Genomic DNA, 12,653 nt, shown 5'->3' with positions numbered 1-12,653 from the left:
TTTACTTCGATTGTCGTCTAAACTGTGAAGGTGTTATGCCCATCCAGCGCTTAAAAACTCTTGAAAAGTTAGATGTATCAATGAAACCAACGCGATCTGCAATATCGTCTATCGGCTGTTCCGTGTTTTGAAGCTCCCAACAGGCAAGTTCTGTTCTTACTTCATCAACAATCTTTTGAAAGCTGGTGTTTTCCATTTTTAGCTTTCTGATCAATGTACGGACGGATATGCCTAAATCTTGGCTGATCTGAGCTTGTTGCGGTGTCATTGGTGACATTGAAAACAAGCGTCTTTTTATTTGTTCTGATAAAGCTCCCCCTTGCTCTTTACTCTTCAATAGTTGAAGACACTCTCGTTGGGCATTGCGATAAGCAAAGTTATCCGCGGTAAGTGAGTGCATGCTCAATAGTGATGCAGGTATATCAATATAGAAGCTTTCACTGTCAAAAGAGAAAGTGAGTTGCGGAAATTGTATTTGATATTGTTTAAACCAAGCCGGTTGGGGATACGGGAGGAAAACCTTTACCTGTTGAGCATGACTGCCTGTTGTTTTTTCAATAATGTCGCAAAAAGCGCCAATTAACATGGGATACACCACTTGTGATAATGCTGCGAGCGGGACAAATTCATCAACGTGAAATCTCGCGCCTACGTTAGTTTCAACATACTCAAAACCCAATAGTGAGATACGTGTTGTCATTGCTTGCTCGATGAGTTTAAAGGCATCTTTTACTGTAGGCGCTGCGACTGCACCATAGCCTAAAGCTCCATGCACTGAGACCTGAAGTTGCTTTGCCATTTCAACCCCTAACCAAGGCTTTTGGGTTAATTGAAGGGCATTGAGCACTAAGGCTCTAAATTGAGCTAGGCTAATAAAACCTTGCTGATCTAACAAGTTCTGCCAATTGAGCGTACTACCGATGAATAGCTTATCAATGTCATATCCTTTGTTTTGGATATAGGCACACATAATACGCGCATAGCTTGGGTGTATTGACGGTAGTAGGTCATTGGTTATCGCTACATTTCGTGTTTTGTCCATCGTTTTTGAGTTATTAGTATTTAATTGACACTGTAATGGCAAAATATGACGTTTTTATGCCAATTTCAACGGTTAATTTTTGTACTTAGGTGTTGTTAGATAGATGAAGGGCACTCAAACGCAATGACGAAGGGCAATAATGAATATAACAAAGCACTTTCAAGCAGATAACGGTGATATCTACGTCGATAAAAAACGCCATATGTGGTTGGTATCATTTCTCATTCCACTTTCGGCGCTAGCTGGGCCGCTTATCTTTATTCAAACCCACAATGAATTTTTTTTGTGGTCATTTGTTTTACTTTGGTATGTAGTGTTTCCTATTGCTGATCTGGTGATGGGGGAAGATACGAGTAATCCTCCTGAGTCTGTTATCCCGCAATTAGAGGCCGACACTTACTACAGAATTATTACCTTATTACATGTCCCTCTGGTGGTATTTACTTTCGTATTTTTGGGGTGGTTTGTTGTTAATTACACACTAACTGGCTGGGGTTACTTAGCTTGTGGCTTATTGTCTGGCTACATCGGTGGTCACGGGTTAAATATCGGCCATGAGTTGGGCCACAAAAGACATAAAATAGATAAATGGATGGCTAAGGTGGTACTTGCTCCCGCTGCCTATGGACACTTTTTTATTGAGCACAACCGAGGCCATCACAAACATGTGGCGACTCCAGAGGATCCGGCATCAGCAAAGATGGGGGAGAGCATATATCAATTTGCTTGCCGAGAGTTACCAGGTGGTTTTATTAGGGCGTATACCGTCGAAAGAGATCGGCTCATTGGAAAGGGCTTATCTCCATGGTCATACAATAATGAGTTTATTCAAACCATGTTAATGACGATAGGCATCTATTTTTTTATGGCAATTTGGTTAGGGGCAAGCGTTATTCCCTACCTGTTAATCGCCGCCTTTTGGTCTATGTGGCAGTTAACCTCAGCTAATTATGTTGAGCACTATGGACTTAAACGAAAAAAGCTTGCGTCAGGGCGTTATGAAAAGCCGCAACCGCACCATAGCTGGAATAGTAACCATATCTTCTCAAATTGGGCATTATTTCATCTACAACGCCACTCCGATCATCATGCAAATGCGACGCGAAGTTATCAATCGCTTAGGCATTTTCCGGATTTACCTTCGTTGCCTAATGGTTACTTTGGTATGTTTATTATGGCTTACATTCCTTGGCTCTGGTTTTACGTAATGGATAAACGCCTGATTTCGGTGACGAACGGTGATCTTGATTCATTGAATTTATTACCGAGTAAAAGGGATAAATTAATCCAACGTTATAAACTTCAAACAGACTAGTCTGCTCTTCACACTTTCTTCACATCCTCCTTGATAAATTGCGTTGTAATTTATTAAAGGAGAATGATTGTGAGACCTAAATTACTGCCAATTTGCACGGCGATTTTACTTTCTAGTTTGAGTGTCAATGCGATAGCTGAATCAGCAAAGAAAAATATTTTAATGGTGTTGAGTAGCTATGGTGAGAAAAATGAGCAAGGAGAACTGATAAAACCTGGCTATGAATTCGATGAGATGAGCAAATCTTATCTTGTTTTTAAAGCCGCGGGGACTACGGTGACCTTCGCTTCACCAAAAGGAGGGGCATTAATTACTGATAACTTTGATGAAAACAAGCCTTATAACAAGGAGTTTTTAGCTGATGAAGAAGCGGCAAAGCAACTGGCTAACACCAATGTACTTAGTGACGTTGATACTCAAGATTACGATGCCGTTTATGTGGTTGGCGGGAAGGGCCCTATGTATGATTTGGCGACAAATCAGGACGTTAAACGCGTCATCAAACAGGTTTATCAACAAAACGGTATTGTAGCCGCGGTTTGTCATGGGCCGGCAGCACTGCTTGACGTTAAATTAGATGATGGAAGTTATCTTGTTAACAATAAGAGAATATCTGCGTTTACCAATGTTGAAGAAACGGCCTTCACTAAAAAATGGCAATTGCCGTTTTCATTAGAAGATAATTTAAAAGCTCAAGGGGCCAATCTTATCAAAGATGGGCTGATGCTTAATCAGGTTAGTATTGATGGACAAATTGTCACGGGGCAAAATCCGTTTTCAACAGCCGATAGTGCGATAGCCGTTGTTCAAAAACTTGGGTTATCTACAACAGGTCTTCCTACCTTTAAAGATGACAATACCATCAAGTTAGTTGAAAAATTTTATCAAGATCGCGTGTTAGCAACCAAAGAATACCAAGCAAACAAACAAGGCTATAGCCCGATGTTGTTGGCGATGTCTGGTTTGTATCAAAGCAAATATGCGACGACTGAAATTGAGCGTAATGTTGCACTGGCATTGATGGAGCTTACTCAATCAGACGTTAATCACCCAATGCTGGATGCGGCGATTGCACAAACTCACATCGATAAGAGTGACTTAAACAAAGCCCTGATTGTGCTTCGTCAGTCACAAGCAAGGTTTCCCGATAACGAGAAGATTCAATCACTCTTAGCTGAGATCAGTAAATCATGAGCTATTTAAAACAACATTGGAAAAGAATCATGGCAACAATAACAGGTGTAGTCGTCACACTAGGCGCGATTTGGTACGCGATATGGGGGTTAAAACCCTACCAAGTCTCTCAAGAGATCGTCACAGAAAGATATAGTTATCAAAAGCGTCCGGTAAATATGAATATTACGCAAGACGACGGTACGACATATAGCTTTACCTATACAAGTTTTGATGGTGCTTTGGTTAATGGCAGAATTCGCTATCCCGCCAATGTAAATCCAGGTGTGGATCAAGTGCCGGTTTTGCTTGGGATTCATGCTATGGGCCGAAGTGACAATCGCTGGTTTATGGATAGCTTCAAAGAACGTCCTACACTTGAGCAAACCGACAAGATAACGGAACAAGCATTAGCAAGCGGCTATGCAGTTATTGCGATTGATAGTCGAAATCACGGTAAACGTAAAGACCTCGATTACACTATCGTTGATGTTATGAATAACATGCACTATTGGGGTAAGCGAGAACCTTATGAACAGATGGTTATCGATACAGTGAAAGATTATCGAGTTTTACTTGATTGGGTTGAGCAGCAGCCACAATTTGATCCCGATAAAACGGGCGCTGCCGGGTACAGTATGGGTGGTCAAGTGTCATTAATTCTTGCGAGCACCGATACTAGGGTCGAACAGGTGTTATCAATCGTTCCACCATACCTTGATAATAAAACGGCAATTGTTGCAGTCAAAAATATCGTTAACACACTGCATGCTGATAAGGTATGGTTAGTGACTGCTAATGATGATGAACATGCATCGGAATCGGAAAATGAAGCCTTGTTTGCCATGTTTAAAACATCAAATAAAAAGCACGTGACGTTTGATGGTGGGCATGTATTGCCTGAAGGCTACTACAAAAAACTCTCAGGATGGTTTGAGTGAAAGTCGATGAACTAAAAGTTCTTATAGTTGAAGATAACGTAGCAATTAGCCGTAATATTGCTACGTTCTTTGAACAGCATAATATGGTTTTGGATTTTGCTTATGATGGTCGTCAAGCCTGCCAGCTGGCACTAGAAAATTATTATCATGTCATTGTACTTGATATCGCGATGCCCAAAATGGATGGACTCAGTGTTTGTCGGGAACTACGAGAAAAAGCGCAACGCCATATTCCTATCATTATGTTGACGGCAAGGGATACTTTAGATGATAAGTTAGTTGGCTTTTCCACGGGGGCTGATGATTATTTAACAAAGCCGTTCGCGTTAGAAGAGCTTTATGTTCGTTGTTTAGCACTTGCTCAGCGTCATACCTTAAATCAATCTAAAACTCTTTCATTAGGAAAAGGTGAGCAAGCGATTACACTTGATATTGCGACAAAGCACGTCACTCGAAATCAATGCGAAGTCCATTTACAACCCATTCCCTTTCAGATATTACAGATATTAATGGAAGCACATCCTCGAGCTGTTACACGCAGTGAATTATGTGACCGTATCTGGGGGGAGGAACCAACATCGTCGGATGCTTTGAGGTCTCATCTTTATCAGCTGCGAAAAGCACTCGATAAGCCATATCAACACGCCGTAATTAAAACCATGCATGGCGTAGGTTTTAGCTTAACAATTTAACAAAGGCTTTTATGTTTTCTCATCAAATTAGAACACGCATACTCGTTTATTTTATTGCGATTTCGGTATTTATCAGTGTGTTATTTTCAGCGTTGTCATTGCTCTTTAGTTATTATGTTGAGGACTCGTTATTCACTAAGTTATTGAACACGGAATCAAGGCATATTCAGCAGCAATTAACACAAGGTGAATTACCAACGCCAAAACTGACTTTTGTCCGTTATTATTCTAGCTTTGAGCAGTTGCCTCGCTCCATTCAGACATTATTAGAAGATGAGCCCGAACGTATTGAGTTTCCTGGGGAAGGTAGCAAACACTATCATTTGAAACCGTTAGCGCAAGGTTATCTTGTTGCCGAAGTTAGTGAGTACTTAATCGTTCGCAGTATCAAAGGAAACATGGCAAAAATGCAATTGTTTTTGCTACTGATGATTAGTTTGGTGGTTGCACTAATGTCCTGGTCACTTGCAAAACGTATTGGCAAACCCATCGGAAAGCTTGTTGATATTCTCTCTAAAGTTAAAAACAACGATATACCTCAAGGCTTTTCCAATGATTTTGCAAATGACGAAATCGGATTTTTTGCCATCCAACTTGATAGTGCTTTTGAGCGTACGAGTAACTTTATCGAGCGAGAACAGCATTTTACCCGGGATGTTTCCCATGAGTTACGCACGCCTGTTGCGATAAACCAAGGCGCTTTGACACTCTTACAACAAACGGATTTAACAAGCGAGCAACAACAGTTAGTCACTCGCATGAGCAATGCTCAGCAACAAATGGAGCAGTGTATTCATGGTCTACTCATGTTAGCGCGTGAAGAGAATGTTGAACAAGATAGCATCTTGTTACTGCCGTTAATTGAAGAGAGTGTTGTCAGCCATCATAAAAAAATTGAAGACAAAGATATTGAGCTGCTTATAGATGTCCCAAATAGTGCATGTGAGTGCGGAAATAAGCTTTATTTGAGTGTGATTATTAGCAATTTGATCGCAAATGCATTTGAACATACTCATCAAGGTACAATTAGCATTAAATACCAAGAACATAAATTATCCGTCACGGATACCGGGGCGGGAATATCGCCTGATATATTGTCTGAAGTGCATAACGTGGGTGTCAAAGGAGAGCAGAGTAGTGGTTTCGGTATTGGTTTGTCTTTGGTTCAGCGCTTGTGTGAAAAAACAAATATTATTGTCGACATTTCGTCGTCAAACGAAGGTACAAAGGTTTCGTTGATTTGGGCTTAATGGGAGTTCTAATTACTGGGGTGGAAACAATTTTTGTTACATTTCTCAATAATTCATCATGAATTTATTCACATCATGTCTGTCATAGTAAAGCGCGTGCATAACTGCGGTAAAAAACAAACAACAAGGAATTGATTCATGGCTGTTAAAAAAGTGCTTAAAGAAAATATTGGATTATTAACCTTTTTATTATCGATGGCGATATTTCGTAGTGCTTTTGCGGATTATTACTCTATTCCAAGTAGCTCTATGGAACCTACGTTAGAAGTGGGCGATAGAGTCGGTGTTAGCAAAATGGCATATGACTTAAGAGTGCCATTTACCATGACTAAAATTGCTCGACTAAACGAACCTATGCGCGGCGATATTATTGTCTTCGAATCTGATGCAGCTGATAAGCGCTTAATAAAACGAGTAATTGGCCTTCCAGGTGATACCGTTGCAATGAAAAATGAACGTTTGATTCTCAATGGCAAACCTGTCGAATATCAAAACGTTGAGTTTGGAGAAACTCTTATCACGGCGACAGAGATGTTGCCGGGTAAACCACATATTGTGAAATTTGATCAAGGTATGGGCGCGTCATTGGGGGGATTTGATCCTGTCACTGTGCCAGCAGATAGTTATTTAGTGTTAGGTGACAATCGTCGAGCAAGTGCTGACTCTCGTGTATATGGCTTTGTGCCAAGAGGTGAAATTATTGGTAGAGCAGATAAGGTTCTGTTTTCTTTAGATTATGACAATTATTACATGCCTAAAAACAACCGATTGAACGAGTCACTTTAAGACTCGTTCAATCGCACTTCAATGATTAACTCATAAAGTTTGGTCGCTCAGCAAAATTTAGTAACTCAGGGAATAGAGATTCAATCTGCGACTCACTCAATCCCATCCAGCTGGCAAAGTTTGCCGCATATTGCTCGATAGACATTGTTGGTAGTAATCGACCACTTCCTACGTCAAGCGAGTGATTAAAATTAGCTGGTGGTACATCTCCGTATATTGTACCGCCATTAACGGCGCCTCCAACAACAAAGTGATGTGCCCCCCAACCATGGTCTGTTCCATCACCGTTAATTGCTAACGTGCGCCCAAAATCTGACGCAGTAAATAGTGTGACTTTGTCATGTAAGCCAGCTTGTTCTAGGTCATTATAGAAGCCAGAAATCGCACTATCTAAGATCGCTTGAAGTTCAGGTAACTCGGTTGCTTGCTCTGAATGCGTGTCAAACCCACCCAGCGTGACCACAAACACTTGTCGATTAGCGCCTAGTTGCTCATTGGCTTTGACAACATTGGCGACACTGAATAATTGAGAGCCCAAATAAGATTGACCATAACTGGGCACAGCCTCGCTGTTTTGGCCAACAGCTTGCTGGAATAGAGCATTAGACTCGAATGCAGCGGCATGTTTTTGCGCGATATCTTGGTTCAACAAGTTAGATGAGTTACTTGTTGAGTGGGAAAAGTGATTAGTTAAATCTGTTCTTAATTCATTAGGCACGTTATCTAGAATATTGGCATTAAGTGCTTGGCCACCAATTAAATGATAAGGAACCGTTTGTTGACCAGTTATCATTAATTCCGCACTAGACATGGTAACCGCGGAGAACGGGCTGTTATTGCTGTGGCCATTTGATAATAGTGCGTCGTGGAGTTGACCCGCCCAGCCATATTGTGCTCCTTCAGTACTGCCGGACATCCAAGTTGATTGTTGATCGTTATGAGAAAAAAGTCGTGCGGGCAAATTAGCTGTCTCATTAAATACCGCTGTTTTAGTCGTTGGTTCTAACAACGGCCCGACGTTACCGACAACTGCCATATTTCCTTGTTGATACAATGCTTGCAAACCAGGCATTTCCGGTGGCAATGCAAAAGTTCTCCCACCAAATCGAGCAGGTGTTTGTAGCGGTAACAAGTTGTCGATACCGCGAGGTGTTGTATACCCATTTAACAATGATTGTCTGATCGTTGCCCACTCTTGATAACTTGAAGGGTCTGAAGGAATAACCGTATCGTAACTATCCATACCACCATATAAAAATACACACACTAAGGCTTTATAATCGTCATTATTACTGCCTACTTGCGTTGCGTGTGCCAGCATAGAATTAAGACTTGCCATCGTTGCTGTGGCAGTAACAGTCGCAGAGCTTAGCTTTAAAAATTTACGTCGATTCATTTTACTATCTCCTATAACTGTACTAAGTAATCGGCAGAGGTCATTACCATCAGGATGGCAACATTGACACGACTTTGTGGTTCAGGGATTTGGCTAATTGTCGAGACAATGCGAGCTGTGGTAGATTCGGATAAGGTGTTCGCTGTTAGCAATAAATTTAATTGTGCAACGAGATCAGAGGCATCTTCAGCGATGTCTACTTGGTCACCATAATCGACTTGAAAGCTGATTGGTGCATCTTCAGGGTCAAAATTCACACCTTCTACTTCTAAAATTTCTTCGACTCTTTCTAGATCTATATTCTCTTGAGCGCCAAAAATGAAATAGGTCATAAAATTGATATAGCCAGGAATCGAGGTCGCGTTAGTGATTTGCAATTCAGGTGCGACTAAGTTGTTCTCGCCACTCACTGAGCCGGGTGAGATATATCCTGGACGAAAGAAGTTAAATACACTTGGTGAGCGGTATGGGTGTTGGGCTAACAAGGTTGCTGAGCTAGTATCCCAGAGTTGAAAGACAAAGTGAGGCCAGATATTTTGAACTTCAAATGCACGCGCCCACTGGGTAAATCTAACTATCGGTTCTCTAATTTTTCCGCCAGTTGTCGTGTTTAAATTAAGTGCTTCATCATCAAATAAAATAGCAGCAACGGTTGCCGCTAAATCACCCCTGCGGTTTTCACCAATGCTGGTCCCATCAGGTAAAGCGTAGGTACCTGATTCAAATGCTGTCGCAACACGACTAACGTATTCTGCACTCGGGTTACTTGTAACAAGGCGTTGGATGAGTTGTTTTCCAATAAACGGTGCAACATTGGCATGATCAAAGATAATGTCTAGCGCTTGTGCGATAGACTCCTGTGTGTAGGTATCTTCAGCGATGGTTTGACCTAAAAACGATTTTTCTTTCAACGAGTGATCTTCATCAAAGGCCGACATCGGTGTACTTGCTGCAAGCGCAATTGATTCCTCGATTGCCTGATCGTTAAAGTTTAAACCGGTAAATACTCTTGCTAAGCCTTGAATATCAGCGTTGGTGTATGTCTCAATTGGTTTTCCTTGAGCATCGAGTTTCTCGCTGCCGTCTAAATTGAGTTCGACAACACCAATAGTAAATAACTGCAACAGCTCTCGTGCATAGTTTTCATCTGGCGTTCTGCCGGTCTCTTCATCACCTTTTAAGTTACCAAGATAAGTAAGATAAAAGCCCATTGCTGGAGAATATGTCACATCGTCAAGTAACGCTCGGTAATTGCCAAAAGCGTGTTTGATAAGAATGTCTTGATAACTTGCCATTGCTTCCGGTGTCTCTGCGAGAAAGTCGCCAGAGTTAGTAGACGTTACGAGGATCTCTGATAAGGCAAATGCGACACGCTGCCTGAGTTGATCGTTTGCCGTGATTGCGTGTTTCCAAAATGCGAAAGACGTTGAATTAATATAAAAAATACTTGCGTCATTGACATCTTCAGGCCGTGTATACTCGGCTAATGCAGGCATTAAGTAAGTTGGTTGAACGCTTAGTTGTTGGGTAAACCATGACGATGCGGTTGTTGTGTCATGCAGCGATAGGTCATCAGGCGTGGCACCAAAACTTGCACGATTAATGAATGAAACAACGTCTTGTTCACTTTGCCACGTATCATCTTGTGGTTGCTCTGTTGGTGGTGTTACCGGCGGCGGCTCAGGCGGTGTCGGTTCAGCGGCTTGTGTTGACTCGCCGCCACCTCCACAGCCGATGAGTAAGGTTGTTACAAGTATGACAGCGAATTGTCTTAGTGTATTTTTATGTCGAGTAATCATGGCGTTCACATACATCCTATAAACTTCACGTTACTTAACTATAAATTGCGATTGGTATTATGTCCTTTAAAGTTACTCTTAAGTTTTCATACAAATTTGTATGGTTATAGACGAAATTAGGTTGATTGCGTAGGAATCGTTATATCGAAAACCGCCCCTGCTTGATTGGGGATCAGCGTTATTGTCGCGCCATGCAATTCACAAATCGCTTTTACAATACTAAGCCCTAGTCCATTACCTGGCTTTCCTCGACTATAGTCGGCACGATAAAAACGGTCGAACACTTGCTCGTGAAGATGATTGGGAATACCTGGGCCAGAGTCGCCGATTTGGAGCAGGGCGCCTGACGCGTTACTTTGTAATCGAAGCCATACTTTTGCGTTATCTTCGCTGTAGACAAGTGCGTTTTCTAGTAAGTTGCTTACCAGTTGATTGAGTAAATCAGCGTCACCTAAGCACCTCACATTGTCAACGATAGAGATATCCAACTGTTTCATCTGATCTTCGAATACAGGCTGATAACTCTCGGCAATATCGTGGATAATCTGAGAGACATTAAGGTTGACGAATGATGATTTTCTTCGACCAGACTCTATTTCGTTAAGTCTAATCATGTTGCTAAAAGTAGCGACAATACCGGTAAGCTCATCGTAAGCTTTATCAATGTGTTCAGATAATATTGGTTTGTTATCAATATCTTGCTGCATTAATTGTAATCGGTATGCTACACGGGCAAGCGGTGTTTTCAAATCATGGGCAATGCCTACTGACATGGTTTGCATGTTACGGTGTGCTGTTGATACCTCGTCTAGCATTTTATTTAAAGATGAGGCTAATTGATGCAGCTCTTGTGACTGACTGTTAATGGAGAGTCGCTGATTCTCTGGGTTTTTAGCTACCTCATCTATTTGCTTGGTTAAACCTGAAACTGCGCTATCAATGTATTTTGCAACGAGCCACTTAAAGCTTATCAGTAAAAACAGGGCAAAAATCAGCAATATCAATATCGTACGTTTGAGTTTTTCTTTAATTTCAGCAGGCTCTCCACCTAATGGCATTTGAATCATCATGGTTGCGCCATTAGGAAATGCGGTGCCTTTTCCAATAACTTTGATTGTTTCCTCTTCAAACAAGTATTCTTTTTTATGCCAGCCTTCAGTAAACTCAAGCTCCGTTGCACCTGTAATCAGCACGCCTCTAGCAGACCGAAACGCAAATACAATATCGCCGTGATCAAATCGACTCAACATCTCATCATAGTCGAATCTTGGCTGCTCTAGTAAATCATACTCTTCAAGCACGGCTTGTCGGCCTTCGGCTCTAAAAAGTTGAATAACTTCTTGAGATATTTCGTTTATTTCGTGCCGTAGCTCTTTATGAACGTTGCGTATTTCGAGCATGCTGAGCAAGACAAGTGCAATAATAGTTAAACTTAGTACAAGTGCGAGGCCAAGAGACAGACGCTTGAAGATTGAATTTGAAAATTTTGGAGAGTTACTCTGAGATGACATAGCCACTACCTCGAACGGTTTTAATTAAGTCAGAAGAGAACGGCTTGTCGACCTTGTTGCGAAGACGACTGACATGCGTTTGAACTAAACTGGTTTGTGGGTCAAAACTAAAGCCCCATACTTTTTCAAGTAACATCGTTTTAGTGACCAATTGATTTGCATTCATTAATAAGTATTCGAGAATCTTGTATTCTCGTGGCATTAAATCCAACACAATTCCCGCGCGTTTGCATTGTTGTGTGGTTCTATCTAGCGTGAGATCACCAATGCTGAGTATATGATTGGCTTGCTTTATCGGCGAGCGGCGCGTCAATGCTCGCAATCGCGCTTGTAACTCTGAAAAGGCAAAAGGTTTTACAAGGTAATCATCTGCTCCTGCGTCAAGTCCGGCAACACGATCCGCTGTTTCGGCTAGCGCTGTTAGCACAAGAATAGGGGTATCAATACCGCTACTACGTAGGACTTTAATCGCGTCGATTCCATCCATATCGGGTAACATACGATCAAAAATAATGACATCAAAATCTGTGGTCGAAGCAAATAAGATCCCTTGTTTTGCTTGAGTTGTGTGAGTCAGAGCATCTCCTTGCTCTGATACACCGCGCGAAATAAATTGTGCGGTGTCGATATCATCTTCAATTAACAGTACATTCATAGATTGTTTGATTGTTGTCGCAATAATTCATCATAGCGTTTTCAAACAAAAATTATCAATACAATTTCGTAACCTTTATATCAGCGAACTAAG

Annotated in this window: 11 protein-coding genes; 6 read left to right on the top strand and 5 right to left on the bottom strand. The window is 41.4% G+C overall.

What is annotated here, in order from left to right; translation table 11 throughout:
• Window position 1 precedes the first annotated feature (1 nt).
• Window positions 2-1,042 (bottom strand): helix-turn-helix domain-containing protein, encoded by a 1,041-nt coding sequence (locus QQK05_RS07000; protein ID WP_284296979.1) that lies wholly within the window; start codon window positions 1,040-1,042, stop codon window positions 2-4.
• Window positions 1,043-1,181: 139 nt separating this feature from the next.
• Here QQK05_RS07000 and QQK05_RS06995 point away from each other — a divergent pair, with 139 nt between their 5' ends.
• The 6 genes from QQK05_RS06995 (at window position 1,182) to lepB (ending at window position 7,199) form a co-directional block, all read left to right on the top strand.
• Window positions 1,182-2,357 (top strand): alkane 1-monooxygenase, encoded by a 1,176-nt coding sequence (locus tag QQK05_RS06995; protein ID WP_284296977.1) that lies wholly within the window; start codon window positions 1,182-1,184, stop codon window positions 2,355-2,357.
• A 69-nt stretch (window positions 2,358-2,426) separates the two neighbouring features.
• Window positions 2,427-3,551, top strand: coding sequence for a type 1 glutamine amidotransferase domain-containing protein (locus QQK05_RS06990; RefSeq protein ID WP_284296975.1), 1,125 nt, complete (start codon window positions 2,427-2,429; stop codon window positions 3,549-3,551).
• Window positions 3,552-3,580: 29 nt separating this feature from the next.
• Window positions 3,581-4,471 (top strand): alpha/beta hydrolase family protein, encoded by an 891-nt coding sequence (locus tag QQK05_RS06985; protein WP_284296973.1) that lies wholly within the window; start codon window positions 3,581-3,583, stop codon window positions 4,469-4,471.
• Window positions 4,468-5,163: a response regulator transcription factor gene (locus QQK05_RS06980; RefSeq protein ID WP_284296970.1), complete on the top strand. Its 696-nt coding sequence runs from the start codon at window positions 4,468-4,470 to the stop codon at window positions 5,161-5,163. Before QQK05_RS06985 ends, QQK05_RS06980 begins: the two co-directional genes overlap by 4 nt.
• 11 nt (window positions 5,164-5,174) lie before the next feature.
• A complete protein-coding gene (locus QQK05_RS06975; protein WP_284296969.1) occupies window positions 5,175-6,413 on the top strand; it encodes a sensor histidine kinase in 1,239 nt (412 codons plus the stop codon).
• Between the two features lie 138 nt (window positions 6,414-6,551).
• A complete protein-coding gene (gene lepB / locus QQK05_RS06970) occupies window positions 6,552-7,199 on the top strand; it encodes a signal peptidase I (protein ID WP_284296967.1) in 648 nt (215 codons plus the stop codon).
• A gap of 25 nt (window positions 7,200-7,224) precedes the next feature.
• On the opposite strand, the gene QQK05_RS06965 is transcribed toward lepB, so the two are convergent.
• The 4 genes from QQK05_RS06965 to QQK05_RS06950 all read right to left on the bottom strand — a co-directional run bounded on the left by QQK05_RS06965 (window position 7,225) and on the right by QQK05_RS06950 (window position 12,560).
• Window positions 7,225-8,595, bottom strand: a complete 1,371-nt coding sequence (locus QQK05_RS06965; protein WP_284296965.1) for a DUF1501 domain-containing protein — start codon at window positions 8,593-8,595, stop codon at window positions 7,225-7,227.
• A gap of 11 nt (window positions 8,596-8,606) precedes the next feature.
• Window positions 8,607-10,394, bottom strand: coding sequence for a DUF1800 domain-containing protein (locus QQK05_RS06960; protein ID WP_284296963.1), 1,788 nt, complete (start codon window positions 10,392-10,394; stop codon window positions 8,607-8,609).
• Between the two features lie 116 nt (window positions 10,395-10,510).
• Window positions 10,511-11,905, bottom strand: a complete 1,395-nt coding sequence (locus QQK05_RS06955) for a sensor histidine kinase (RefSeq protein ID WP_284296961.1) — start codon at window positions 11,903-11,905, stop codon at window positions 10,511-10,513.
• Entirely contained in the window at window positions 11,889-12,560 is a 672-nt protein-coding gene (locus QQK05_RS06950; protein ID WP_284296959.1) for a response regulator transcription factor, read from the bottom strand. Before QQK05_RS06950 ends, QQK05_RS06955 begins: the two co-directional genes overlap by 17 nt.
• Window positions 12,561-12,653 lie beyond the last annotated feature (93 nt).

The organism is Thalassotalea loyana (genome assembly GCF_030161435.1).
In the GTDB taxonomy this organism is placed as follows: domain Bacteria; phylum Pseudomonadota; class Gammaproteobacteria; order Enterobacterales; family Alteromonadaceae; genus Thalassotalea_G; species Thalassotalea_G loyana.
The sequence above is the reverse complement of the archived record's forward strand: the minus strand, read 5'-3'. Positions and strand labels throughout refer to the sequence as shown.

Excerpts from the sequence above, each read along its gene's own strand:
- QQK05_RS07000 (WP_284296979.1), bottom strand. The coding sequence starts at position 1,042 with ATGGACAAAACACGAAATGTAGCGATAACCAATGACCTACTACCGTCA.
- QQK05_RS06995 (WP_284296977.1), top strand. The coding sequence starts at position 1,182 with ATGAATATAACAAAGCACTTTCAAGCAGATAACGGTGATATCTACGTC.
- QQK05_RS06985 (WP_284296973.1), top strand. The coding sequence starts at position 3,581 with ATGGCAACAATAACAGGTGTAGTCGTCACACTAGGCGCGATTTGGTAC.
- QQK05_RS06975 (WP_284296969.1), top strand. The coding sequence starts at position 5,175 with ATGTTTTCTCATCAAATTAGAACACGCATACTCGTTTATTTTATTGCG.
- lepB (WP_284296967.1), top strand. The coding sequence starts at position 6,552 with ATGGCTGTTAAAAAAGTGCTTAAAGAAAATATTGGATTATTAACCTTT.
- QQK05_RS06965 (WP_284296965.1), bottom strand. The coding sequence starts at position 8,595 with ATGAATCGACGTAAATTTTTAAAGCTAAGCTCTGCGACTGTTACTGCC.
- QQK05_RS06960 (WP_284296963.1), bottom strand. The coding sequence starts at position 10,394 with ATGATTACTCGACATAAAAATACACTAAGACAATTCGCTGTCATACTT.
- QQK05_RS06955 (WP_284296961.1), bottom strand. The coding sequence starts at position 11,905 with ATGTCATCTCAGAGTAACTCTCCAAAATTTTCAAATTCAATCTTCAAG.
- QQK05_RS06950 (WP_284296959.1), bottom strand. The coding sequence starts at position 12,560 with ATGAATGTACTGTTAATTGAAGATGATATCGACACCGCACAATTTATT.